At 37.9% G+C, this 25,677-nt stretch carries 20 protein-coding genes; 15 read left to right on the top strand and 5 right to left on the bottom strand.

The window, feature by feature from the left end:
* Positions 1-548 precede the first annotated feature (548 nt).
* From AC59HC_RS12745 to AC59HC_RS12705, 9 genes are all read left to right on the top strand, one after another.
* Complete coding sequence (locus AC59HC_RS12745; RefSeq protein WP_202840321.1) at positions 549-1,157, top strand: hypothetical protein; 609 nt, start codon at positions 549-551, stop codon at positions 1,155-1,157.
* Between the two features lie 84 nt (positions 1,158-1,241).
* Positions 1,242-2,417 carry an MFS transporter gene (locus tag AC59HC_RS12740; RefSeq protein WP_496558724.1) on the top strand — a complete coding sequence of 392 codons (1,176 nt, stop codon included), beginning with the start codon at positions 1,242-1,244 and terminating at the stop codon, positions 2,415-2,417.
* 3 nt (positions 2,418-2,420) lie between these two features.
* Positions 2,421-3,185, top strand: a complete 765-nt coding sequence (locus AC59HC_RS12735; protein ID WP_227942121.1) for a siderophore-interacting protein — start codon at positions 2,421-2,423, stop codon at positions 3,183-3,185.
* A 66-nt stretch (positions 3,186-3,251) separates the two neighbouring features.
* Positions 3,252-3,821 (top strand): Crp/Fnr family transcriptional regulator, encoded by a 570-nt coding sequence (locus tag AC59HC_RS12730; protein WP_062669523.1) that lies wholly within the window; start codon positions 3,252-3,254, stop codon positions 3,819-3,821.
* Positions 3,822-3,954: 133 nt separating this feature from the next.
* Positions 3,955-4,317, top strand: a complete 363-nt coding sequence (locus AC59HC_RS12725) for a hypothetical protein (protein ID WP_131797460.1) — start codon at positions 3,955-3,957, stop codon at positions 4,315-4,317.
* 201 nt (positions 4,318-4,518) lie between these two features.
* A complete protein-coding gene (locus AC59HC_RS12720) occupies positions 4,519-8,856 on the top strand; it encodes a CusA/CzcA family heavy metal efflux RND transporter (RefSeq protein ID WP_496558723.1) in 4,338 nt (1,445 codons plus the stop codon).
* Between the two features lie 6 nt (positions 8,857-8,862).
* Positions 8,863-10,014 carry an efflux RND transporter periplasmic adaptor subunit gene (locus AC59HC_RS12715; protein ID WP_202840329.1) on the top strand — a complete coding sequence of 384 codons (1,152 nt, stop codon included), beginning with the start codon at positions 8,863-8,865 and terminating at the stop codon, positions 10,012-10,014.
* A gap of 400 nt (positions 10,015-10,414) precedes the next feature.
* Positions 10,415-12,223, top strand: coding sequence for a hypothetical protein (locus tag AC59HC_RS12710; protein WP_496558722.1), 1,809 nt, complete (start codon positions 10,415-10,417; stop codon positions 12,221-12,223).
* Between the two features lie 414 nt (positions 12,224-12,637).
* Complete coding sequence (locus AC59HC_RS12705; protein ID WP_496558721.1) at positions 12,638-13,582, top strand: aldo/keto reductase; 945 nt, start codon at positions 12,638-12,640, stop codon at positions 13,580-13,582.
* Between the two features lie 165 nt (positions 13,583-13,747).
* Here AC59HC_RS12705 and AC59HC_RS12700 read toward each other — a convergent pair whose 3' ends face one another.
* The 3 genes from AC59HC_RS12700 to AC59HC_RS12690 all read right to left on the bottom strand — a co-directional run bounded on the left by AC59HC_RS12700 (position 13,748) and on the right by AC59HC_RS12690 (position 18,014).
* On the bottom strand, positions 13,748-15,595 hold the full coding sequence (locus AC59HC_RS12700) for a chloride channel protein (RefSeq protein ID WP_496558720.1): 1,848 nt from the start codon (positions 15,593-15,595) through the stop codon (positions 13,748-13,750).
* A gap of 117 nt (positions 15,596-15,712) precedes the next feature.
* Positions 15,713-16,711, bottom strand: coding sequence for an SDR family oxidoreductase (locus tag AC59HC_RS12695; RefSeq protein WP_496558719.1), 999 nt, complete (start codon positions 16,709-16,711; stop codon positions 15,713-15,715).
* A 31-nt stretch (positions 16,712-16,742) separates the two neighbouring features.
* Positions 16,743-18,014, bottom strand: coding sequence for an NAD(P)/FAD-dependent oxidoreductase (locus AC59HC_RS12690; protein ID WP_496558718.1), 1,272 nt, complete (start codon positions 18,012-18,014; stop codon positions 16,743-16,745).
* Positions 18,015-18,239: 225 nt separating this feature from the next.
* On the opposite strand from AC59HC_RS12690, the gene AC59HC_RS12685 reads away from it, so the two are divergent.
* Positions 18,240-19,229, top strand: a complete 990-nt coding sequence (locus tag AC59HC_RS12685) for an aldo/keto reductase (protein WP_496558717.1) — start codon at positions 18,240-18,242, stop codon at positions 19,227-19,229.
* 64 nt (positions 19,230-19,293) lie between these two features.
* Here AC59HC_RS12685 and AC59HC_RS12680 read toward each other — a convergent pair whose 3' ends face one another.
* Positions 19,294-20,097 carry an SDR family oxidoreductase gene (locus AC59HC_RS12680; RefSeq protein ID WP_496558716.1) on the bottom strand — a complete coding sequence of 268 codons (804 nt, stop codon included), beginning with the start codon at positions 20,095-20,097 and terminating at the stop codon, positions 19,294-19,296.
* A 21-nt stretch (positions 20,098-20,118) separates the two neighbouring features.
* Positions 20,119-21,777: an FAD-binding dehydrogenase gene (locus AC59HC_RS12675; protein ID WP_496558715.1), complete on the bottom strand. Its 1,659-nt coding sequence runs from the start codon at positions 21,775-21,777 to the stop codon at positions 20,119-20,121.
* 138 nt (positions 21,778-21,915) lie between these two features.
* Here AC59HC_RS12675 and AC59HC_RS12670 point away from each other — a divergent pair, with 138 nt between their 5' ends.
* The 5 genes from AC59HC_RS12670 to AC59HC_RS12650 all read left to right on the top strand — a co-directional run bounded on the left by AC59HC_RS12670 (position 21,916) and on the right by AC59HC_RS12650 (position 25,496).
* Positions 21,916-22,344, top strand: coding sequence for a rhodanese-like domain-containing protein (locus tag AC59HC_RS12670; protein WP_496558714.1), 429 nt, complete (start codon positions 21,916-21,918; stop codon positions 22,342-22,344).
* 1 nt (position 22,345) lies between these two features.
* On the top strand, positions 22,346-22,849 hold the full coding sequence (locus AC59HC_RS12665; RefSeq protein WP_496558713.1) for a TlpA family protein disulfide reductase: 504 nt from the start codon (positions 22,346-22,348) through the stop codon (positions 22,847-22,849).
* A 362-nt stretch (positions 22,850-23,211) separates the two neighbouring features.
* Entirely contained in the window at positions 23,212-23,607 is a 396-nt protein-coding gene (locus AC59HC_RS12660; RefSeq protein WP_411413161.1) for a DoxX family protein, read from the top strand.
* A 169-nt stretch (positions 23,608-23,776) separates the two neighbouring features.
* The gene (locus AC59HC_RS12655) at positions 23,777-24,814 is read left to right on the top strand and encodes a sensor histidine kinase (RefSeq protein WP_496558712.1); all 1,038 of its coding nucleotides are present in this window, start codon (positions 23,777-23,779) and stop codon (positions 24,812-24,814) included.
* Entirely contained in the window at positions 24,795-25,496 is a 702-nt protein-coding gene (locus AC59HC_RS12650; protein WP_395973632.1) for a LytR/AlgR family response regulator transcription factor, read from the top strand. The genes AC59HC_RS12655 and AC59HC_RS12650 overlap by 20 nt, the downstream gene beginning before the upstream one ends.
* Positions 25,497-25,677: the final 181 nt, after the last annotated feature.

The raw sequence follows: 25,677 nt of genomic DNA, 5'->3' as shown, positions 1-25,677 counted from the left end.
TTTGTCAAAAAGAAGAGTTATTAACATTATAAAACTCATCCTATTCCCTTAAACAAAAGCAATTAGCAGGATCGAAAAATAAAATATTTCACATTTTCACCATTTTTCCACTTCAATAGTCAATATTCAATTATGATATTATTGAAAATAAAAAGGTCTCCACGAATGGAGACCTTAAAAAAACACAAATGATGAAAAAAAATTATTTCGATTCACAAATATAAACAAAAATCATGTTATGCAAAACATCATAAGCTTATTTTTTTTAAAAATTATGGATTTTATCAAAAAATAATTATTTCCTAAATCTTTCCTAATTTCTTTGAGATTCCGAAATTAGTAACACAAAAACCTATGCTAATAAATATAATTCGCCATCTGAAGAATTGTACACACGATTTTTAACCAAAATGAAGAAATACCAAAAAGTGAATTATTGTCAAAATATGTCTTATCTCGGCTAGTATTCAAACAGTTGTTTAACTATTTATATGATCCTGCGCATAAATTCTGTACGTTTTTTATGCTACTTTGCTTAAAAATCTAATATGATTCCAAAAATACTTAAGGGTGTTCCTGCACAAAAATCAGGAGGCTTTCATGACACGGAAAGCAGAAAAGTATTTGACCAGGCTCTGATTCCGGAAAAATTTGAAATATTAAAAAAAAGATTTTTTTCAGTTAATCAATGGGAAAGTTACAGCGGGAAAGCATTTGCAGCATTTAAACTGCATAATTTTAATGGTGATCCTGTCGACCGCGAACCTCTGATAGGAGATTTTATCCGGATTGATATTCCTGGCCCGGGAGAAGCAGAGGCAAAAGGATATGATTGGGTAAAAATAACAGATATCTGTTTCTATGAGGATAGTTTTTCAGAGAGCCTATCCATAACATGCGAACCTTCAGTAAATCCTCAAAATAAGAAAAGCGGTCACATTGCTCATTTTTATAGTTCTGCAGCCAGCTCAACCTTCATAATATCCAGAAGTACCGATTATCTACAAGCAGCTGTATACGGCCGAAATGAAAGACCTAACCGAAATGCTAAGTTTCTGGATGTCATCAGAAATTTCGCGATTGCTATAGGGGGAATGATGGGAATTGCAAAAATACAGTGGAAGCAGCTTACTGATAGTTTTCTGGATTTTGATTAAATGGCTGTACCTTTTTTGACTTAGATCAAAGTTTTGTGTTGATTGTTCGGAGACCTTTGCACCCGAATATTTTAAACAAAATTTATGAGTACAACATTAGAAAAGGGACCAACTATTACTTTCTATCAGGCGATTGTTCCTATTATCATTTCGGTATTTGGAGTGTATCTTACCATAGGAATTGCTTTGGGAGTAATTCCCGGATTTGTTCAGAACACTTTAGGTTTTGACAGTATTATTGTAGGTCTTGTCATCGGACTGCAGTCATTGTCTACACTTTTAACCCGAGCCTATTCCGGAAAAATTACAGATACCAGAGGTGCCAAGCAAAGTAAAATGTCGGGAGTAATATTAGCCATTGCTGCCGGGATCTTTTATATAATGGCTGTATTATTTCAGGCGCATCCTTTCCTGGCCCTTTCCTTCCTTTTGATAGCAAGAATTATTCATGGGATTGGCGAAAGTTTCCTGGTTACCGGTGCATTAACCTGGGGAATAGGCCTCGCAGGCCATTCCAGCTCAGGCAAAGTAATGACGTGGAATGGTATCGCGATGTATGCAGGAATTGCAATCGGAGCTCCCATTAGCATCTGGTTAAGTAAAGAATACAATATCCTGCCTGCTTTTCTTCTTATTGCCTTACTTCCGCTGGTAAGCTGGCTTTCTACAGCAAAACTTCCTTCTGTGGCCGTGGATAAAGATCATGTACGAACTCCTTTCTACAAAGTAATTGGTGCCATATCCGGTCAGGGACTCAGCCTTGCTTTTTCATCAATGGCATTTGGATGTATTGCTTCTTTTATTGCCTTGTTTTTCTCCCAAAAAAACTGGGGTGATGCTTCACTGTCCTTTATGGTTTTTGGAGCATGTTATGTGCTGACCAGAATTTTCTTTGCTTCTTTTCCGGATAAATACGGTGGTTTTACAATAGCCTTAATCTCTCTGATTATCGAAGTGGCCGGACAAATGCTGATCTGGACCTCTGCATCCAAAACATTGGCCATTATCGGGTGTGGGATGACAGGTGCCGGATTTTCACTGGTTTTTCCAGCTTTGGGAGTTCTTGCCATTCAAAAAGTAAAACCGCAGATGAGAGGAACAGCATTAGGAGCCTATGTAGCATTTGTTGACCTTTCATTAGGTCTCGCAGGCCCCATTGCAGGATTAATTGCAGGCTGGTTTGATTACCAGACCGTTTATCTCTTCGGAGGCATCAGCTGTATAGTGTCTATCATTATTTTACTGTTTAATAAAAAATAAAAAATGGAAAATTCTATAATAATTCAGGCAGAAAAAACGAAAAAAATCCGTTCTGCATTTATCGTTAAAAACAAGCAATATCTTACGCCGCATCTTATCCGTGTAATATTTGATATTGATGATAGCCAGGCTGAATTGCTGTCTCATGTACGCTCCGGTTCTAATAATAAAATTTTTATCCCGGCTGAAGAGGGAAGTACTCCTCTTGTCAGAACCTACACCAACAGGAAGATTGATCTGGAAAACCGGGAATTAAGCATTGATTTTGTCGCCCATGGTGACAACGGACCAGCTTCTGCCTGGGCATTAAAAGCCAATCCTGGTAATGTATTGGAAGTAGGGATGAAAGAAAGTAACAGACCTTTAATTCCTGATGCGGATTTTTACCTGATTGTGGGAGATGCAACCGCACTGCCTGTTATTTGCGCCATCGCAGAACAGTTTCCATCCTATGTAAGAGCAAAAATAATATTGGAAGTGGCAGGTAAAGAGGATGAGCTTATGCTTTGTTCTGCAGCAGATATTTCAGTTGAATGGCTGTACAATCCTCATCCCGAGCAGGGAAGCAGGCTTGCCGAAGTGGTGAAATCTGTTCAGTTTCCATCAGGTGTATTGAAAGAATATGTTTACATCGCTGCAGAATATACTACTGTACATGAGCTTCGCACCTATTTTAAAACAAACCTGAAATGGGACACCCATGCCCTATACGCCTGTTCCTATTGGAGAGCAGGGCAACCGGAAGGAAAAACTGCTGAAAGCACTTAAGAAGCAGGAACAGCAATAAGTTTTTAACATATTTATTGCTACATTTGCGGTGACTGATTTAAATAAATGGAAGACGTATTAGTTTCATATATTAAAAGCAAAATATCAATAACAGATGAAGAATTGAAAGTTATTCTTTCTTATTTCAAACCTGTCAAATTAAAAAAGAACGAGCTTCTCGTTACCAATGTTCATTCTCCCAAAAAAACATTCTTTGTTGTAAAAGGCTGTTTACGGATATTTTACATTAATAAGGAAGGGCAGGATTCTACAAGATATTTTGCTTTTGAAAATCAGTTCGCTACAGCGCTTCATACCTTTATTACTTCAGAACCTTCTGATGAACTTCTTCAGGCAGTAGAAGATTCGGAGGTCTATTATATTACCCATCAGGATTTTTATCATTTATTGGACATTATCCCTCAGTGGGAAAAATTTTACAGAATTTATATTGAAATTGCCTGTATTGCCAACACTAAAAGGCTGATGTCTTTTATGGTGCAGGATGCTCTTGAAAAATACAAACAGTTACTGGAAGAAAATCCGATTATTGTACGCCGGCTTTCCAACAAACTGGTGGCTTCCTATCTTAATATCTCACAGGAGACACTGAGCAGACTGAAGTCAAGGCTTTGATTTTTTGTTTGATAAACCTAACATTTTTACGAAGAGTTATTAATTATTTAAACTGCTTTTAAACTGGCTAAAATTCTCAAAAAATTAATACTAAAGCCCATTCAGAAAAAATTTAAGCCCTATATTTGCACTCATGTTAAAATGGTTCTCCATATTATGTTCAATGATGTATGTGCTGGCTACCACCAATGCGGGGGAAGTACTGAAAGTGCCTATGTTTGTGGAACATTTCATGGAATACCATGGAAGCTTTTCAGAATTTGTAATGGAGCACTATGATAACCACAAAGAGGATTCAGACTGGGATACCGATCAGAAACTGCCGTTTATCAATCCACCTATCGTACTTACCGTACACGCACAGCTTCCGGAGCTTTCATTCGAAATAAAAAAACCTAAGGAAATTACTGTTTCAAAGAAAAGCAGTATTTACAAGGAAAAAGACTTTTCCAACCAATACCTTTCTCAGATTTTCCAGCCACCGCGGCTTTCTTAATCGACTTCACATTGAAAATTAATGCTTTATGTTCTTACCTAAAGCAGTGAATTTTTGTTACATATCAATTAATCCGTAATGCGTTGTATTGATGCTTAAGCCTTAACCTGAAAAGTTACAAACGCTTGTTTTGATACTTTACGTTGTGGGAGAATTTCAGCTTTTATAAAGCATTCCGGATTATCAATTAATAGTTTTTCCATGTTAAATAAAATTATTGAGTTTTCTGTAAAGAATAAACTCATCATTGCTCTGTTTACAGTGGCTCTCATCCTTTTTGGAGTCTATGAAACCACTAAACTTCCCATTGATGCCCAACCGGACATCACCAATAATCAGGTTCAGATTATTACTACTGCTCCTTCTTATGGTGCAGCAGATATAGAACGTCTTGTTACGTTTCCTATCGAACAGGCCACCAGCAATATCAGCGGAATTACAGAGCTGAGAAGTTTCTCCCGTTTCGGACTTTCATTAGTTACTGTAGTTTTTGATGATAAGACGGATGTGTATTGGGCTCGTCAACAGGTTCAGGAACGATTGCAGCTTGTTCAGGACAATATACCGGCAGGAATCGGTAAACCTGAATTAGGTCCTATTTCAACAGGATTGGGAGAGATTTTTCAGTACGTGGTACGGGCAAAAAAAGGATACGAAAATGTATATGATGAAACTGAACTGAGGACTATCCAGGACTGGGTGGTCAGAAGACAGCTTCTCGGAACCAAAGGTGTGGCGGATGTAAGCAGCTTCGGAGGCAAACTGAAACAATATGAAATTGCCATTAATCCTAATAAATTACAGGCATTTGACATCAACATCAACGATGTTTTTGCAGCGTTGGAAAAGAATAACCAGAATACCGGAGGTGCATATATTGAAAAGAAAGAAACCGTTCTGTTTATCCGCAGCGAAGGACTTCTGGGAAGTACAGAAGATATCGGAAGCATTCAGGTAGCGGAAACGAAAGAAGGAATTCCTGTGCATATTAAAGACGTAGCATCTGTGAAGATCGGTTATGCAACAAGGTATGGTGCTATGACTTATAATGACACCGGAGAGGTTTCCGGAGCAATTGTTCTGATGCTGAAAGGAGAAAATGCCAATGTCGTTATCGGAAATATCAAGCAAAGACTGGAAAAAATTCAGGAGTCCTTACCGGAAGGAGTAGTGATTGAGCCTTTCCTTGATCGCGCTAAAATGGTGAATAATACCATCAGTACTGTAAAAACAAACCTTATGGAAGGAGCTTTGATCGTTGTTTTCATTCTGGTATTATTTTTAGGAAATTTCAGAGCAGGATTACTGGTGGCTTCCGTTATTCCTTTGGCCATGCTTTTCGCCATTATCATGATGAATATTTTCGGGGTTGGAGGAAATCTGATGAGCCTTGGAGCGCTGGATTTCGGTCTTATTGTAGACGGTGCCGTTATTATTGTGGAAGCCGTGCTGCATCAGCTTGCCCATAAAAAGCATTTTGGGAAAGACAATATGCTCACCAAAAAAGAAATGGATGACCAGGTTTCAAGCTCTGCGACCAAAATGGTTAACAGTGCGGTTTTCGGTCAGATCATTATCTTAATTGTATATCTTCCGATTTTTACGCTTCAGGGAATTGAGGGCAAAATGTTTAAGCCTATGGCTCAAACCGTTGCCTTTGCATTAATCGGAGCATTTATTCTTTCCCTCACTTATATTCCGATGATGAGTTCTCTGGTATTGAGCAGAAAGAAAAAAGAAAAAGAGAACATCTCGGACCGCGTCATGGGTAAAGTGGAAACCGGACATCAGCGATTACTGATGAAAGCTCTTAAATTCAGAAAAACGATCATCATTGGCGTGTTGATTCTGTTTGCAGGTGCTGTTTTTACTCTTTCCAGAATGGGTGGAGAATTTATTCCGTCTCTGGAGGAAGGCGACTTTGCTGTTGAAATGAGAATCCTTCAGGGAAGTAATATCAATGAAACCAAGAAAGCCACCACACAGGCAGCGCATATTCTTTTAACACAGTTTCCTGAAGTAGAAAAAGTAGTCATGAAAATTGGGAGTGCAGAAATTCCTACAGAACCTATGCCGATGGATTCCGGAGATATGATCGTCGTTTTAAAACCTAAAAAGAAATGGACTTCCGCAACAACATTTCCTGAACTTTCTGACAAAATGAGCAAAGCATTAAGCGTTATTCCCGGCCTCACCACCAGTTTCCAGTTTCCGGTACAAATGCGCTTCAATGAGTTGATGACCGGAGCCAGACAGGATGTGGTTTGTAAAATCTACGGCGAAGATCTGGACAGTCTTGCCACGTATGCCAAAAAGATTGGAAGCATCATCAATACCGTAAAAGGTGCTCAGGATCTTTATATTGAACCGGTAGTAGGCGCTCCACAGGTTGTGATTGATTATAACCGTTCGGAACTTTCCCGATACAATATTTCAGTGGCGGACATCAACAGGGTAATTAATATGGCTTTTGCAGGGCAGACCGCAGGTGCTTTGTATGAAGGCGAGAAAAAGTTTGATATCGTTGTCCGCATGGATAATGAACATAAAAAAGATATTACCAGCATTCAGAATCTTTTGGTTCCAACTTCTTCAGGAGAACAGATTCCTTTGTCACAATTGGCTAAAGTAGAGCTTAAAAACAGTCCGAACCAGATCCAGAGGGAAGATACTAAAAGAAGGATTATTGTAGGTTTTAATGTGAGAGGAAGAGATGTTCAGAGTATCGTGGAAGAACTTCAGCAGAAAGCAGATAAAAACCTGAAATTATCACCGGGCTACACCATTTCTTATGGAGGAGCTTTTGAAAACTTAAATGAAGCCAAAGCAAGATTGGGAATTGCTGTTCCTATTTCGTTGGTGATGATTTTCCTGTTACTATTCTTTGCTTTCGGTTCAGTAAAACACAGTTTATTAATCTATACTGCTATTCCATTATCTGCGATAGGAGGTGTGTACTTTCTGGCGTTGAGAGGAATGCCTTTCAGCATCAGCGCCGGGGTAGGATTCATTGCTTTATTTGGAGTTGCCGTACTTAATGGAATTGTTTTAATATCAGAATTTAACCGATTGAAAAAGAACGGAATAAACAACACCAGCAGAATTGTACTGATAGGTACAAAAATCAGGCTTCGTCCGGTCTTAATGACTGCGTTTGTGGCTTCTCTGGGATTCCTTCCAATGGCCATCAGCAACGGTGCAGGAGCAGAAGTACAGAGACCTTTGGCAACGGTGGTGATCGGAGGATTGATGCTTGCCACCCTTTTAACCCTGTTTGTACTCCCGATATTATACGTCCTGTTTGAACATATTAATAAAGATAAAATGAAATTCTCAAAAAAACTCAACTATAAAAAAATGTCTGTTTTCCTGTTGTTAATATCCTTTGGAACTTATCAGGCTCAGGAAAATATTACCTATGATCAGGCTTTGGAAAAAGCATACCAGCAGAATGGTACTCTTAAAAATTCAAAATTAGTCTCAGATTATCAGGAAAAACTGAAAGCCAGTTATCTGGATATTCCCCAGACGGAAATTACCGGAGGATTTGGGCAAATTCAGGGTGAGGAAACCGATAATTCATTCGGGATCTCACAGAGGTTCAGTTTTCCTACGGTGTATTCAAAAAGAAAACAGATGCTGGATGCTGAATGGTCTGCCAGTGTCATCAGTCAGAATCTGACCAAAACACAGCTTACCAAGGAAGTGACAGACGTTTTCTACAGGATACTGGTGCTTCAGGAAAAGAAAAAAGTGCTTGAATACATCAGCCAGCTTTACAATAATTTTGCAGACAAAGCCGGATTAAGATTAAAAAAGGGAGAAGCGAATATTCTGGAGGAATCCACCGCAGAAATCCAGAAAGAACAGATCAAAGTACAGTTGAATACGTTAGAAAACGACCTGAATATTGCAAAACTTCAGCTTCAGTTATTACTTCAGTCAGAGGTTCCATACCAACCAGTTGCCGATCGTCCCACGATGAATATTGGTCTACAGATTTCAGAAGAAATGGTACAACAGCATCCTGAGCTTCAATATCTGCAGCAGCAGATCAAAGTAGGAGAGGCAGAAGTACAGCTTGAAAAAAGCAGGCTGCTTCCGGATCTTCTTATAGGATACACCAATCAAAGTATGAAAAACATCAATAATAATCGGTTCAATTCGGTTCAGATAGGAGTAGGAATACCACTATTCACCAAAGGACAGAGAGCTTTGGCAAAGGCAGCACAGGCAAAAATAGCCATCTCCGAGAATCAGTACCAGAGAAAAGAAATTGAACTTAAAAACAGATTGAAACAACAGTTGACTACCTATATGAACCAACAGCAGATCATCGAAAATTATGACCAAAAACAGCTTCCAAAATCTGAAACTATTCTAAAAACGGCTCAGAAACAGATGGAAGTGGGGGAAATAGATTATCTGGACTGGGTCATACTTGTGAATCAGGCCGTAAAAACCAAAGCAGATTATATTGATCAGCTGGAAAAGCTTAATCAAACGGGAGCCGAACTTCAATTCCTAATTTCAAAATAATATATCATGCATTTCAAGAATATACCACTATACAGCCTTGCTTTCATCCTTACTTTATCTTCATGTTCCGGTAAAAAAGAAGAAGAAAAAACGGTTTACGAAAACACCAAATTTTCCAAGAACGACAAAAACTCTGTTCATCTTACAGAAAAACAGATTCAGTCTGTAGGGTTAACAACAACCAGTATTCAGAACAGGAATATGGAAAAGCTGGTAAGGCTCAACGGAAAGGCAGAAATTGCACCATCTCATATCAGTTTGGTTTCCAGTATCATGGGTGGACATATCAAATCGATCAATGTCATTAATGGAAGTCATTTCAGCAAAGGACAAGTGCTTGCAGTAGTAGAAGACCCTCAGTTTATACAGTTACAGCAGGATTATCTGGTGACCAAAGCTCAGCTCGAAGCGGCAAGACTGAATTTCAACCGTCAGAAAGATTTGAATACAAGCAAAGCCAGCAGTGACAAAACCCTGCAGACTGCTCAGGCAGATTATTCTACTTTGAATGCTACTTTAAAAGGACTTGAGGAAAAACTGAGAATCATCGGAATTAATGCCAAAGGTCTGACTACCGGAAATATCAGAAGTAAAATCAACATTTATGCTCCTTTTACAGGTTTTGTAAGCAAAATTCTGGTGAATAACGGACAATATATCAACCCGGCAGATACTTTATTTGAGCTGATTAATCCAGCTGGATTACTTTTAGAATTAAAGGTTTTTGAAAATGATGTGAATGATGTAAAAGTGGGGCAGGAAATTCTGGTGTACAACAATCAGAATCCGGATGTGAAATCCGATGCTAAAATTGTCAGTGTAGTTCCCAGTATCGAAAACGGCGGTTCTGCAACCGCAATCGCCAGATTATCTTCTGTGAACAGGGAATTTGTAAAAGGAATGTATGTGAATGCCGAAGTCAATATCAGCGGCCGTTACACTCAGGGACTTCCCAACGAAGCGATCGTTTCTTTTGAAAACAAAAATTATGTTTTTGAAGACCTTGGAAAATCCAATTACAAAATGATTCCAGTGGTCACCGGAATTGCTGACGATCAGTTTACGGAGATTGTAAAAGCAGATGCTTTAAAGGATAAGAAAATTGTACAGAAAGGGGCTTACAGTCTTCTGATGATGCTTAAAAACAAAGCAGAATAATTAATGTGAAACCACAAAAGACACAAAAGCTTTTATTTTGAAACACTTTAGCCACTTAACTAAGCTGAAAATAATGATGTAGAAAAATTTCACATAAGCGAAAATCAAAGATTTTCAAAAACTTAGGTGTACTTATTATGTTTAAGCAAGGTTCTTATGAAAAGAAGTTAAGTGTCAAAAACTTTTGTGACTTTTGTGGTTAGAATAAAACAGACAAGAAGAAAAGATCAGTTATTCAGCTGATCTTTTTTATTTCAAACAATTAAAAAAATGACATTTGACATGTTTTCAATAATTAAAATACTATTTGACGCATAATTCATTTTAAAATAATATTTTTAAGAAGTGAATAGTTGTAAAGATTTTTAGATGAACAATAAAAAACTTTTATCAAAACTTTATGACACAAAAACCTTTGCACAATTTCCATATTCCGGTAATGGGACTGGCTTATACCATAGACAGCCCGATTCGTGTTGCCCAGTATGGAATTTCTTCCGTCATCTCTATTATTGATGATGAAATCCTGGAAAAAATGAAGAACTTTTACAACAAAAAGTTCAATCTTGACTATTTCGGAATCTCAACAAAAACAGAAGATTACAGAGCAAAAAGAGTTACCGCTTATCTGGATATGGTAGATGATATCGTGAATGAAAAATTTGAATCTTTCAAACAGGAAATCAGCAAAAACAAGGAAGCTTTGAAGGAATTCATGGCTATGCTTCCGAATACATCAGACCTCAAAAACAGCCTTCAAAATCTTATCAATCAAAAAGATAACTGGAGTTCCAATATTAAAAACTTCATTGAATCGAATTTAAAACCGGGAAGTATTGATGTCAATATCATGACGAAAGTAGATAAAGACAACTATCAGAATAATGAACAGCTTCCTGTGATGTATAATGATGCTCATGCCTCACTGCGCGGATTTGCCAAAAGCAAATTATCATCATCAATGGTTCTTTCTGCAGGGATGAATCACCGTTTGTACAGCTATATGGAGGAGTTTGAAGATTTTTTCCCGGACGAAAACGGAAACATCAAAAAGAAAATTATCCTTAAAGTAAGCGATTTCCGTTCTGCAATGATTCAGGGGAACTTTCTGGCCAAAAAAGGATTATGGGTTTCTGAATACAGAATAGAATCCGGATTGAATTGCGGAGGTCACGCTTTTGCCACTGAAGGAATGCTTCTCGGGCCTATCATGGAAGAATTCAAGCAGAAAAAAAACGATCTGATACAATCAGCCCATTCCTTAATGACAGCTGCTTTGGAACAAAAAGGAAAGCATGTAGTTTCCGAACCTTTAGAAATGAAAATTACCGTTCAGGGTGGAGTAGGAACTGCTGAAGAACACGGGTTTTTACTGGCAAATTATAATGTAGACAGCGTAGGATGGGGTTCTCCGTTTTTGTTGGTACCCGAAGCAACATCGGTAGATGCAGAAACCAGAAATTTACTTTTACGATCAAAAGAACAGGATTTCTATCTGAGTAATATTTCGCCTTTAGGAGTGCCTTTCAATACAGTAAAAGGAACATCCAATGAACGGTTAAAGTTTGAAAAAGAAGCAAAAGGTAAATATGGAAGCTCGTGTCCCAAAAAACTTCTGGCATTAAGCAAAGAATTTTCTCCGGAAGGAACCTGTACCGCTTCCAGAAAATACCAGGATATCAAACTCAAAGAACTGTACGACAATAAGGAAACCCTTACAGAAAAGGAATTTAATAAAAGAAAATCCGACATTACGAATAAAGCGTGTCTGTGTGTAGGACTTGTGAATGCTGCATACATGGAGCAGAATCTGGAAATCAAAGGGGAAAAGCAAGGCGTTGTCATATGTCCGGGACCGAATATTGCCTTTTTTGATAAGGAAGTTTCTCTTTCGGAAATGGTAAAACATATCTACGGAAACTCCAATATTCTTTCAGACAACCAACGTCCGAATATGTTTATTAATGAATTAAAAATGTATGTGGATTATCTGAGAAAGGAAATCACCGAATCCACTGCACAGATTACCCATTCGCAGACAAAAAAATGGAATGCTTTCAGGAAAAATGTTCTTGAGGGTATCGAATATTATCATGAGCTTTTTAAAGCATCATCATTCTTCAGCAACGGTTTGTCAACCATTCATCATCAGTTACAGGAATATAAACTTCAGCTTATCGCTATTGACATTCCTCAGGTTGAAAAATAACCGTATTTTTAATTGATAGATAATAAAAACAGCTTTTACATGGCTGTTTTTATTTTTTTTACTAATGAAATCACATGTATTTTTGTTAGAAGCGGCAAAGGCCTAAGAACATTTCAACTTTAATCAATGTAAGATTTTCAGAAAATGATATGTTAAGAGATTCTATAGATTTTTTGCAAAAAACATAAAAATAAGCAGTATTCAATTTTATCGAAGATAAAATTTTTGCGTCTTAAAGCAGTTAGCTTTTAAATTATTTGCGCCTTTGCGCTTTTCCAACACATTCAAGTAATCAAAAAAACTGAGGAAATATCAGCATTCCCATTTATAATAACTATGGCCGGAATGGTCATTTTGAATATTTTCCAGGCTTAATATTCCCTACCTTAGAGATCACTTAGTAAAATTATTTTTATGGAAAAAAGAAAGATCAAAAACACCGATTTAACGATTGCACCCATCAACTTCGGAGGAAACGTTTTTGGATGGACGCTGGATGAGAAACAGTCTTTTGATATACTGGACCGCTTTGCTGAAGCAGGATTCAATTTTATTGATACTGCAGATACCTATTCATGGTGGGTGAACGGAAAAGGCGGACAGTCTGAAGAGATCATCGGAAAATGGATGAAAAGCAGAACTAACCGCAATGATATCGTTCTGGCAACCAAAGTAGGTTCAGAAACAAAGGAACATGGCTATGATATCAGCAAAAAACATATTTTAAAGTCTGTAGATGAATCCTTGCAAAGACTTCAGACCGATCACATCGATCTTTATTATACCCACTTTGACGATAACATTACTCCTGTAGAAGAAACTCTTTCTGCTTATGATGAGATTATCAGGGCAGGGAAAGTACGTTATATTGCGGCTTCCAACTTATCACCGGAACGTTTGAAAGCATCATTTGAAGCTGCAGAAAAGAATAACCTTCCTAAATATGTTGCTTTACAGCCTCATTACAACCTAATGGAAAGAGATGGATTTGAGCAAAATTATGCCCCTCTGGCAGAGCAGTTTGATATAAGTGTTTTTCCTTATTGGTCTTTAGCAGCAGGTTTCTTAACCGGTAAATACCGTGATGAAGCAGATCTGGCAAAAAGTGCAAGAGGTGAGGGCGTAAGAAAATATTTAAATCCTAAAGGACTGGAAGTATTAAAAGCGCTGGATCAGGTAAGTGCAAAGCATCATACAACACAGGGGACAGTTTCTCTGGCATGGCTGTTATCCAATCCTCTGATTACAGCACCCATTGTAAGCGCTACCAGTGCTTCCCAGCTTGAAACGGTATTCAATGCACCAAAACTTGTTCTGGATCAGGAAGATATTGAGCTGCTGAATAAGGCGAGCAACTAATTTTTTCAACTTTCATTACAGATTAAAAATTAAATCCGTTCAGCAATGAACGGTTTTTTTTTGAGTAGACGATGATAACCACCCCGTCAAAAATTCTTTGAATTTTTGCCACCCTCGGGAGGAGGGGGAATTGAGGTTTCCGATTGTTATATTCTGTTGTTACTATTAATCGGAATATTCTTTCAGAAGCTGTCTGTAGCTCATTAATATTGAGGATTTTGAGATAAAACCGATAAAATCATTATTGTCACTCACTACAGGTAAATTCCAAACTCCTGTATCATCAAAGGTTTGGAGAATATCCAATGGCTTATTTTCCCGATGAAGTATGGCTGGTGGGGCTTTCATGATCTGGGTAACCGTCTGGGACGTTTCGATTTCTTTGTTAAAAAGGTAAGGTCTTATATCATCCAATGTCAGAACTCCTTTCAATTTTCTGTTTTCATCCACAACGGCGAAAATATTTTTATTACCATTCTTTACCATTTCAAACAATTCTGTAACAGAAGCATTTTCATTAATGGTCTGGGAATATTTGTCAATAAAATCTTCAGTTCTTAAGGCAAAGAGAAGGTTTTTATCATGCTTATTTGTGAAAATTTTTCCTTCATCAGCCAAGGATTTTAATTCCGGAGAAATCGGGGAGAACCATTTGGCAATGAGATAGGATATGATGGAAACAATCATGAGAGGAATAAATAAATCATATCCAAAACTTGATTCAGCTATCAGGAAAATTGCAGTAAGAGGAGCATACAAAACACCGCTCATTGCTCCTGCCATTCCTACCAAAACGAGATTGGTCACCGGAACATCTGTAAACCCTAAATGTTGGCATACCAACGCAAACAGATAGCCCAGAGTTCCGCCTGCAAAAAGAGACGGAGCAAAGTTACCGCCATTTCCACCGCTAAAAATCGTAAATGAAGTAGCAAATGCCTTTAAAAGCAATACCAGAATAAGAAATATGATAATGGTCCAGTCTCCGATCTCAAAATACCTGAAAAAACTGTTTTCAATAATGGAGTAGGTGTTTCCATTCGTAAAAGCTTTTACCGTTTCATAACCTTCCCCAAACAACGGTGGAAAAAGAACGCATAACAGGGAAAGTACGGCGCCTCCAAACATGGCTTTACGCATTCTCGAAAGCTGCAGTCCTTTTATAAAATGTTCTACTTTTTGAGAAATAATCACAAAATAACGGGCATATAATCCCGTAACAATCCCCAAAATAAGATAGTACGGAACATTTTTATAGTTGAACGGATCCCTGGTATAAAACCTGAAAAGAACATCTTCCTGAAGTAAAATTCTTGATAAAAGACTTCCGCAAACCGCAGCTACAACCAACGGAATGAAATCGGTGAAAACTACTCCGGTTAAAAGAATTTCAAAGGCAAACATAATCCCCGCAATAGGAGCATTAAATGCTGAAGCGATCCCGGCAGTTGCCCCGGCAGCCAGTAACAACGTACGTTCTTTATAACTTAACCTGTAGGTTTGTGCATAGTTGGAACCGATAGCAGCTCCGGTAACGGCAATAGGGCTTTCCAATCCTGCAGAACCTCCCAATCCTACGGTAACAGCACTTTGTATCACCTGAGAATACATTTTAACGGAGGCCACAATACTGGAATTCTGTGCAATTTCGTATAAAATAGCCCCGATTCCTTTACGATCCTGACCTTTAAACAAGGTAAGAACAATCATCGTTGTCAGAACGATTCCTAAAAAAGGAAAAACAATATAGAATAAAATCTGATATTCAAAATGAACTTTATTGGTAATAAAATAATGAATATTGTGCACCAGTGTTTTCAGGATAACTCCCGCAAGACCAGCCGTGCAGCCTACCAGAATTCCGGAAAGAACAAGAAACTGATTTCTGCTCAGCCTGTTGTTCAGCCAATGCAGGATAAGCTCATAACTTCGTGCTTTTTCCAGTCCGTATTTCTGGAAATCTCTTTTAAATTTAAGGAAACTGAGGTACTTTTTTTTGTTGTGAATTTTCACCGTCGAAATATTTTACACTATCATCAGATTGATACAGTTCTGTAAATTTATGAAATATATCACAAAAAATATAGTAATGAGCCTTTTTCAAACTATAGCGATGACTGTTTATTTCTATTAATCTTCCCTTATATCTTTCGTTTTTCCTGAAAAAATAAGCCCAACAGCCAATGCTCCAATGATTCCTGCACCTGCCAAGATCAAAGGTTTTTTAGAAACAGATAATAGTGTTTTCCCATCAATTCCCATATTTCCTGAGGAAGATTGGCGGACATTTCCACCTGTATTTTCTGTCTTATTGGCTTTCTTCATTATCATTCTCATTCCTGCAGAAGATACATAACGGATGATTCCCGGAAACATTTCATATAAATTTTTAAAAACAACAGCAGACCAGTCCGGATAAGAGGCTTCAGTTGGATTTTTAGCTGTTTTCACAATAGCAGCAGCCAGCTCACGGGGATCAAACGATGGAGGAGGTGTGCTGAGCTTTATTCCTGAATAATTGGCAGCATGTTCTATTCCTGATGATTTCTGAAAACCGGGATAAAGCGCACAAATATGGATATCAGGAAAGTCTGAAACTTCACCCTGCAGCGTTTCTACCATTCCGCGAACGCCAAATTTCGAAGCTGTATACGCTGTTCCATAAGGTGCAGGCATCCATCCGCCAATAGAGATATTATTTAGTAAGACTCCTTTTTTCTGCTTTTTAAAAACAGGAAGCACTGCATGTGCCGAATGCATATACCCCAAAAGGTTGGTTTTCACAATCTGATCGCTGATATCTACCGGAATTTCTTCAAATTTTCCAAATGCAAGCACTCCTGCATTATTGACCCAATAATCAATTTTCCCGCTGAATTCCAAAGCTTCTCTGACAAGGTTCTGAACATCTTCTGCAACGGAAGTATCGGTAGGAACAGCAATCACTGTAGCTCCCAGTTTTCTGCATAATTCTGCAGTTTCTGCCAGTGCTTCTTCTCCTCTTGCTGCCAATACCAGATCAGCTCCCTGTTCGGCAAAAGCTTCTGCCGTAGCCTTACCAACTCCGCTTGAAGCACCGGTGATGACGACTGTTTCTCCAAAAAACGGAGGTCTTCTTTGATTTTTCATAATATGATAGATTTAAGTGTTTTGTTTTTTATCATGATCCGTTTCCTGTATTTCTTTTCGGAAAGAGAATAAGCCGGATGGATGGATTATTGGTGATGAATAGCCGGAACCAGTCCATGGCCAGTTGAAGTTTATTTTTAAACCCTACCAGCGGAATGATGTGGATGAAAAGCCAGGTAAGCCAGGCTATAAAACCGTTAAAGGAATTTTTCGGAAGATCTACTACCGCGTTGTATTTTGATATGATGGCCATACTTCCTTTATCATTGTACCGGAATTGTTCCAGGACTTTTCCGTCTTCTATCCGTTTAAAATTGGAAGCGAGATGTTTAGCCTGCTGAATGGCAACCTGAGCCAGCTGAGGATGTCCTTTTGGATATTTTTCTTCTGTCAGCATCAGACATATGTCTCCCAATGCATAAATATTGGTAGTTCCGGTTACTTTATTATAGTCATCCACCAATATTCGTCTGCCTTTCCCGATAGTTTCTTCCGGCAGACCGGGGATTTCTTTTCCAATGACCCCGGAAGTCCAGATCAGGGTTTCTGTTTCAATAGAATTTCCATCGCTGAGAATGACTTTACAGTCTTTATAATCTTTTACAGATACATTCAAAAGGATTTTCACACCTAATTCTTTCAGCTTCTCATAAGCCGTTTTCTGGGCCAGCTGGCTCATAGGCGAAAGTAAAGTAGGTAAAGCATCAATAAGATAAAGATTGGAAAGTCCCAGTTTGATTTCCGGATATTCTTTCTGGGCTATATATTTTCCCATTTCCGCAAGCATTCCTGCCAGTTCTACTCCTGTAGGTCCACCTCCGGCAATCACGATATTTTGAAGTTTTTCGGCTTCTTTAATGTCTTTATTTCTAGCGGCTTCTTCCAGAGTCAGCAGAATATGATTCCTCAGATAGAGTGCTTCTTCTATATTTTTCATCGGAAGCGAACATCTCTTTACATTTTCCATTCCAAAAAAATTAGTCTCTGTCCCTAATGCCAGTACCAGATAATCATAACTGAGGATTCTCGTATCAGTTTCTATGGTCTTATTTTCAGGATTTACCCTAACCAGGCTGCCCATGTGAAACTTCACATTTCTATTGTTTGAAAACAGTTTTCTGAAAGGATAACTGATATTGGAAGCTTCTATAAACGAAGTAGCTACCTGATAGATAAGTGGCGGGAAAAAATGATAATTGTTTTTATCAACCAGAGTTATTCTGAACCTTTTATCATTTCTGAGAGATTTGATAAGGTTGATGCCCGCAAATCCTCCTCCTACGATTAGAATATGCTTTTTCATAGTATGTGATTATTTCAAATGGTGTACTGAAATTCATTCAATAACAAGACCAAAGGAGCTGCGAAATAAATATTTAACATAATATTCAAAATGCTGAAATAGTTATTGTTCCGGCAGTTGGTACGGATTTCAGTGTTTAATTACAATTTTCTTTTTAACATTTCTATGGAGGGCAGCATGATGTTTGTACTGTAAAAATCATCCAACACTTTAAATATTCAACATATGAAATCAGACATTTTAACAGAAAAGCACCGACTGGGAATAGGGGGTGTAGCAATAGGAACAGCTTTTGAAAACATTACGGATGAACAGGCTCATGAAATATTACAGACGGCCTGGGATAGCGGGGTGCGGTATTATGATACTTCTCCGTGGTACGGATTAACCAAAAGTGAAAGAAGATTTGGACATTTTCTTACAGATAAAGACAGGGATGATTTTATTTTCTCAACCAAAGTGGGGAGACTTTTTCAACAGGTTCCGGAATCTGAAGTTCCTCCAACGATGTGGAAAAAGCCTCTTAACTATGACTTCTTCCATGATTATACATCTTATGCTGTACAAAAATCCATTGAAGACAGCCTGGAAAGAACCGGATTGAGTCATATTGATATTGTTTACATTCATGATCTGTCTGAAGATCAGGTAGGGGACCGTTATCCTTATTTTCTGAAACAGGCAAGAAACGGAGCTTTTAAAATTCTTTCTGAACTTCGCAGTCAGGGAATTATAAAGGCATGGGGAATGGGTGTTAATAAAATAGAACCTATTTTAGACTGTATTGAATCTGCTGATCCTGATATCTGTCTGTCGGCCACGCAATATTCTATTCTGGAGCATGAAGATGCTGTGGACCGTCTTCTTCCTGCAGTTAAAAAAGCAGGGGTAAAACTGGTTTCGGGAGCTGGGTACAATTCAGGCTATATAGCAGGAAGAGAACGCTATAATTATAAAGATATGATTCCGAAAGGAATGCATGAAAAGCGAGCCAGGATGACTTCCATTGCCGAAAAATACAATATAAGCCTTATTGATGCCGCACTGCATTTTGTACTGGCCGCTGACGAATTCGCTTCCATTATTCCGGGTGCCAGCCAGCCTGAGCAGGTGAAAGATAATATGAATGCCTTGCAAACCAACATTCCTGCCGAATTCTGGAAAGAATTAAAAAATGAGGGACTGATTTATGAAAAGGCGCAGGTTCCTGAGTAAATAAAGGTAACCATTATCGTTAACTAACTCAAAAGCCCGATTCAGGAAAGAATCGGGCTTTTCTTTATACTACCTTTGCTTTACGGATTATTTTCGCCAATAAGCCTGGAAAAAATCGTTTCAGGTAAACAGCCATCACTTCTTTACCGCCTATCACTTTCTGTTTTTTTTGTTTCTCTATGGCATAAAGCATTTTTTTGGCGAAGATATCTACGGGCATGCCATTCTTAGTAGCATCATCCATCGTGCCTTGCGTCGAACCGTCCCCGGTAACAGCATTAATAGAAATATCAGTCTGTATAAAACCCGGGCAGATCATCGTAATCTTAATATTCTGGCTGAATAATTCTGCCCGTAATGCATCAAAAAAACCGTGTAAAGCATGTTTTGCACCTGCGTATCCGCTTCTCATAGGAGCGCCAAAAATTCCCATAAGACTGGATACAACAGCAATCTGTCCTCCTTTATTTTCAAACATATAAGGTACAACTGCTTTAGTAAGTGCTACTGTTCCGATATAGTCAGTATCGATCAGCTGTTTGTCCACTTCAATATCTGTTTCCATGGCTAACGACCGTTGTGACAGTCCGGCATTATTAATAAGAATATCAATCTTTCCAAACTTCTTAGCTGCCTTCGCTGCAATGGCTGGCATTTCTTTATAATTTTTAAGATCTAAAGGAATGACCGCATACCGATCTGTACTCAGGCCGGCATTTTCAGCCACGGAATAAAGCTGTTCTTCTTTTCTGGAAGAAAGAATAATTTTTGCATTGCTGTTCCTGGAAAGCTCTTTCACTAAAGCTTCTCCAATGCCTGACGATGCACCGGTGATCCAAATGACTTTATGATCAAAATAACTGCTCATGTTCAATACTATTATTTAGTTTTAAAGTCCGCCGATATATTTTCCTGCTTTCATTCCGGAGAAGATGCAGCCTCCTAAAAATGTTCCTTCCAAAGCTCTGTAGCCATGCATTCCGCCGCCGCCAAAGCCAGCTGCTTCTCCGGCAGCATATAATCCTTCAATGACGCTGTCATCCTCCCTCAATACCTGGCCATTCAGATTGGTTTTTATTCCTCCCAAAGTTTTGCGGGTTAAAATATTAAGACGTACAGCAATCAAAGGTCCGTTTTCAGGATCTAAAATTTTGTGTGGTGCCGCTACACGCCCGAGTTTATCTCCTAAATAATTCCGGGTGTTCCGGATATAATTTATCTGGGTATCTTTTGAAAATTTATTGTTGAGTTCGCGGTCTCTGGCTTGAATCTGTGATTTTATTTTTTCATATTTCAGGAGATTATTTCCTGCCAGTTCATTCATTCTTTTAACCAGATCTTCCAGGTTATCTGATACAATAAAATCTTTTCCGTGCTCTTTAAAAGCCTCTACCGGTCCCGGAGCCTTTTTACCAAAAATCCTTTTCAAAAAAAGAGCATAATCTTTATTGGTGATATCCGGATTCTGTTCCGAACCTGAAAGAGCAAATTCTTTTTTAATAATTTTCTGGGTAAGAATAAACCAGGAATAAGAAAATCCGGTTTCCTGTATATACTGTAAAGTTCCCAATGTATCAAAACCGGGAAGAAAAGGAGCGGGGAGACGTTTTCCTTTCGCATCAAACCATAATGATGAAGGACCGGGCAATATGCGGATTCCGTGATTAGGCCAGATAGGATTCCAGTTTTGTAACCCTTCCGTATAGTGCCACATCCTGTCCGGATTGATGATATGAGCTCCGGCATGTTCTGCAATGCCTATCATTTTTCCATCCACATAAGCAGGAACACCACAGACCATATTTTCAGGTGCTTTTCCCAATCTTTCCGGCCAGTTTTTTCTTACCAGCTCATGATTGGCACCAATTCCTCCTGAAGCAATGATAATATTAGGCGCTGTATACTCAAATGCAGAGATGACATTCCTGTTCGTTGCAGCACCTCTTTCCTGGTTATCATTTTCCAGAATATCTCCTTTAAGGCCTTTCATTTTGCCGTTTTCCTCTATCAATTCAGTTACCCGATGTCTGAATTTCATCTGAAGCAGTCCTTTTTCCTGAGCTTTGTAAGCTTTTTCTACAAAGGGTTTTACCACGCCTGTGCCTGTTCCCCAACTCACATGAAAACGGGGTACGGAATTTCCATGACCCGTTGCCGAACCATCACCACGCTCTGCCCAGCCCACCATAAACATCAGCCTGATTCCCAGTTTGGAAATATAATCGTACTTTTCACCGGCAGCAAATTTCAGATAAGCTTCAGCCCACTGGCGGGGCCAGTAATCTTCCGGACGATCAAAACCAGCGGTACCTTTCCAGTCCTGCAGTGCCAGCTCATAAGAATCTTTAATTCCCATTCTTCTTTGCTGGGGGGAATTAATCAGAAATAATCCTCCAAATGACCAGAATGCCTGTCCACCGATATTCTGCTCTGTTTCCTGATCCAGAAGCAATACTTTTTTTCCGGCATTGGTAATTTCCATCGCCGCGGTAAGCCCTGCCAGTCCGGTTCCGATAATAATTGCATCGGGCTGGAATTTTTCTTCCATTGTTAAAAGTATTTGTTGTAGATAAATGTATAAAATTATTCGGAATCGAATTTAAAATTAAAAATCTAAATAAGCCTGCTTTGAGTAATCAGCCCTGAACTCTGAACTTTTCAACTTATCTTTGTGAAAAATAGAAGTATGAAGTATTTGTTTATCATTGCCTGCCTGGTTTGTTCCATATTCAGTCAGGCACAGCAAAAACAGGATCCATGGAAAGAGAGCCAGCTGATGGATCCGGCATTACTGGCTTCCAGAATTGAAAATCAAAAAACAAAAGATCTGGTCATCATTTCAGTAGGACCTGAAGCTATTGTGAAAGGTTCTGTAGACATCGGACCGACTCACGAACCTGAAAATCTGGAAAAACTGAGAAATTATCTTAAAGATATTCCTAAGAACAAAGAAATTGTGATCTATTGCGGCTGCTGTCCTTTTGTAAAATGTCCTAACATCCGTCCTGCATTTGCATTATTAATGGAAATGGGCTTCAAAAATACGAAGCTTTTAAACCTTCCAAAAAACATCAAAACAGATTGGCTGGATAAAAATTATCCTACAAATGATTAATATGAAAAACTCTTTAACAATATTATTTTTCATACTGTTTTCAGGATATATTTCTGCCCAGAACACCATAGAAGTAGGGAAGAAAGCTCCTGACATAACAATGACCAAGGCAGATGGAACTTCATTTTCTCTTTCAGCATTAAAAGGAAAACTGGTTTTGATCGACTTCTGGGCAACCTGGTGCGCACCCTGCGTAGAAGAACAACCTCAACTGAAAACAATGTATGATAGCTATTCCGGGCAGGTTAAAAAAAATCAGTTTGAAATAGTGGGCGTTTCTTTAGACAAGAATAAGGAAAGCTGGCAGAAAGCAATCGACAGGTTTCAGATCAACTGGATACAGATCAGCGATTTAAAATTCTGGAAAAGCCCTGTAGCAAAACTGTATGAAGTAGATGAGCTTCCCTTTAATGTTATTATTGACGGACAGGGAACGATTATAGCTAAAAACCTTCATGGCCAGGAACTGGAAGATTTTATTAAGAAAAATTTGACACAGAATTAAAACAAGTTATTTTTCCGGTTATAATATAAAAGAGTGGTAAGTTATTTACCACTCTTTTTAGTTGAAAAAGATAGAAGCATTTGTGTCTTAGAATCGTTTTATAACCATGTAAAATATCTTATGAAGACCGATTACTGATTATGGGGGAAATTCATTATTATGTCTTATCTGAATGTAAATATACTAAATTGTATTTATTAAATCACTTTATATTGAAATATTAAAAAGATTTAATATTGCATAAAATAGATATCAATAATAAAAATTGCAATTTATGCTGAAACTAAAACTTTTATACCTTTTTCAAAGTTGTTGATATACAAAATGATAAGTGTATGTTTTCACATATTAATTTTGTTTCTATGAAAAAGAGTTTTTACCTTCGTTTGGCACTTTCAGTGATATTACTGATGCATAGTGTGATTTCTATTTTCAGTGGGGATGTGAATGATTTCGGACATGCTTATCTGGACAGATTGGGTTTCAGCCCTGCAGGAATTTATATAGCCTGGGCCATAAAACTGACTCATCTTTTATCAGTGCCTTTACTCTGGATTGACCAATGTATCAAGCCTGTAGCGGTCTGTAATATTCTCATTTTTATTTCCGGGATTTATTATGTTCACTGGCAAAATGGTTGGTTTGTAGTAGGAGGCGGAACCAATGGGATCGAATTCAATGTCCTGCTGATCTTCTGCTTTTTCAATCTCATGTATCCTGAAGTCTCTTTATATTTTATGAATAAAAATAAGAGTTAACCTATTCCAGAATCTTTGCCACGTAAAATGATTCAGAAGAAACAGTTTGTAGATTTTTGGCTTCATTTGATAGACTTATATGTTTATATTTGGGTTAATAAATGGTACTTTGTACTTTTAAATCATCATAAGCTTGAAATCAGACAGTCAATCTAAATGGCGGATTCATTTGCTTTTTTGGATCTTGTATTATACGCTGGAAGTTTACCTCGACTTTTACTGGTCCAGGTATCAGTTTCCTGATTTCAAATGGCAGATAAGGCTTCAGAATGCCCTTATGCTGGAACTGTGTTATTTTTTGGTTAAAATTCCGTTAGCCTATGTGTTGCTGTATGTATATGAAAAGGTTAATCTTAAATTTGTTTTTAAATATATTCTCTATATTTTCATTGTAACAGCAGCTGTCTTTGGCCACCGGTTTGTAACACATTTTATCATATATCCTGATATTTACGGTGTTATTGAAACATTGGACGGCAAGCAGGTTTCCGGATTTATCAATGGTTATGTGGCTTTCAATTCTTTTATGGATCTTATTTTTATGACAGGTCTTATTTTCGGGGTTGAAATTACCCGGCAGAAAAATATACTCAAAGAACAGATCTCTCAGTTAAAGTCAGAAAAACTGGATCAGGAACTTACTATGCTGAAAGCGCAGATCAATCCCCATTTTCTTTTCAATACCCTCAATAATATCTACGGAATGGCTATGAAAAAAGCAGACGAAACTCCCGATGTTATTCTGCAGCTTTCCAAAGTAATGCGGTATAATATTTATGAAGCTGCAGAAAAAAACATTTCTATAGCCAAGGATATTGAAAATATTAAAGATTTTATACAGATTCAGAAGATCCGGTACCATCAGCTGACTGTGAATTTTTCTGAAAATATCGATAATCCTTCACAGGAAATTTCACCCCTGATATTGATACAGTTTGTAGAAAATGCCTTTAAACATGGCGTTTCTGAAAGTCTGGGAGAAGCATTTATTACCGTTGATATTCATTTAAAGAACGGAAATCTTACTTACCTTGTAGAAAATTCCAGACAGGAAAAATCTCATGAAAATTCCACCAAAATAGGACTGAAAAATATCCGGAGACAGCTTGAACTTCTTTATCCAAAACATACGCTTTCCGTGGAAGATGAGAGCAACCGCTATACTGTAACTTTAACCATTGATTTTCATGACACCATCAACCTCTAAAAAATACAATTGCATTATTGTAGAAGACGAACCTATTGCAGCAGAAATTCTTGAAAATTTTATATTACGGGATCAGGAACTGAATCTGGTAGGAAAATGTGCAGATGCAGTATATGCCAGCAGTCTTTTAAGTATTCATGATGTAGATTTAATGTTTCTTGATCTTCATCTTCCGGTTCTAAAAGGTTTTGATTTTCTAAGGAAAGTAAAAAATCCTCCTTTTGTAATTGTTACAACAGCGTATCATCAATATGCAGTAGAAGGCTATGAGCTTGATATCACGGATTATCTGATGAAACCCATTCCATATGACCGCTTTCTGACTGCTATTGATAAATTCAAGCATTTAATGGAAGCAGAAGATGCATTACTCGAAGTTTCTGAACGCGATTTTATATTCCTGAACAGTGGTAAAAAGAAGGTTAAAATTGTTCTTCAGGATATTTTTTACATCGAAAGTTTAAGAGAATACATTAATATTCATACAAAAACGGAAACTCTCACTTTTAAAATGCCCATCAGTAAAATAGAAGAAGCGTTGAATCCCAAAATGTTTGTCCGTATCCACAAATCCTATATTATTTCCCGGCCAAAAATAGAAGTAAAATCTGCCAATATTATTCAGGTGAATGGAAAAAAGCTGCCTGTGGGGAGGACTTATAAACCGTTGATTGAACTTTAAAACCAACATCAAAGCTCTTGAATTTCATCCCGATTCTCTAAAGAAGATTATTAGAAAACTTCAAAATTTTTCAGATACTGGTCCGTTGTAGATAGTTAATCCTTTATTACTTAGAATTTTAGTAGATCTTAGCCTGCCGTTGATATATTCCTTTCACTGTATTCTTCACCAATTGTTGAAT

It is taken from the genome of Chryseobacterium sp. DZ-32 (genome assembly GCF_059587025.1).
Note: the sequence above shows the minus strand (reverse complement) of the source record. Positions and strands in the feature narration are given on the sequence as shown.

Coding starts and splice junctions, on each gene's coding strand:
- AC59HC_RS12745 (WP_202840321.1), top strand. CDS start 549: ATGATTCCAAAAATACTTAAGGGTGTTCCTGCACAAAAATCAGGAGGC.
- AC59HC_RS12740 (WP_496558724.1), top strand. CDS start 1,242: ATGAGTACAACATTAGAAAAGGGACCAACTATTACTTTCTATCAGGCG.
- AC59HC_RS12735 (WP_227942121.1), top strand. CDS start 2,421: ATGGAAAATTCTATAATAATTCAGGCAGAAAAAACGAAAAAAATCCGT.
- AC59HC_RS12730 (WP_062669523.1), top strand. CDS start 3,252: ATGGAAGACGTATTAGTTTCATATATTAAAAGCAAAATATCAATAACA.
- AC59HC_RS12725 (WP_131797460.1), top strand. CDS start 3,955: ATGTTAAAATGGTTCTCCATATTATGTTCAATGATGTATGTGCTGGCT.
- AC59HC_RS12720 (WP_496558723.1), top strand. CDS start 4,519: ATGTTAAATAAAATTATTGAGTTTTCTGTAAAGAATAAACTCATCATT.
- AC59HC_RS12715 (WP_202840329.1), top strand. CDS start 8,863: ATGCATTTCAAGAATATACCACTATACAGCCTTGCTTTCATCCTTACT.
- AC59HC_RS12710 (WP_496558722.1), top strand. CDS start 10,415: ATGACACAAAAACCTTTGCACAATTTCCATATTCCGGTAATGGGACTG.
- AC59HC_RS12705 (WP_496558721.1), top strand. CDS start 12,638: ATGGAAAAAAGAAAGATCAAAAACACCGATTTAACGATTGCACCCATC.
- AC59HC_RS12695 (WP_496558719.1), bottom strand. CDS start 16,711: ATGAAAAATCAAAGAAGACCTCCGTTTTTTGGAGAAACAGTCGTCATC.
- AC59HC_RS12690 (WP_496558718.1), bottom strand. CDS start 18,014: ATGAAAAAGCATATTCTAATCGTAGGAGGAGGATTTGCGGGCATCAAC.
- AC59HC_RS12685 (WP_496558717.1), top strand. CDS start 18,240: ATGAAATCAGACATTTTAACAGAAAAGCACCGACTGGGAATAGGGGGT.
- AC59HC_RS12680 (WP_496558716.1), bottom strand. CDS start 20,097: ATGAGCAGTTATTTTGATCATAAAGTCATTTGGATCACCGGTGCATCG.
- AC59HC_RS12675 (WP_496558715.1), bottom strand. CDS start 21,777: ATGGAAGAAAAATTCCAGCCCGATGCAATTATTATCGGAACCGGACTG.
- AC59HC_RS12670 (WP_496558714.1), top strand. CDS start 21,916: ATGAAGTATTTGTTTATCATTGCCTGCCTGGTTTGTTCCATATTCAGT.
- AC59HC_RS12665 (WP_496558713.1), top strand. CDS start 22,346: ATGAAAAACTCTTTAACAATATTATTTTTCATACTGTTTTCAGGATAT.
- AC59HC_RS12660 (WP_411413161.1), top strand. CDS start 23,212: ATGAAAAAGAGTTTTTACCTTCGTTTGGCACTTTCAGTGATATTACTG.
- AC59HC_RS12650 (WP_395973632.1), top strand. CDS start 24,795: ATGACACCATCAACCTCTAAAAAATACAATTGCATTATTGTAGAAGAC.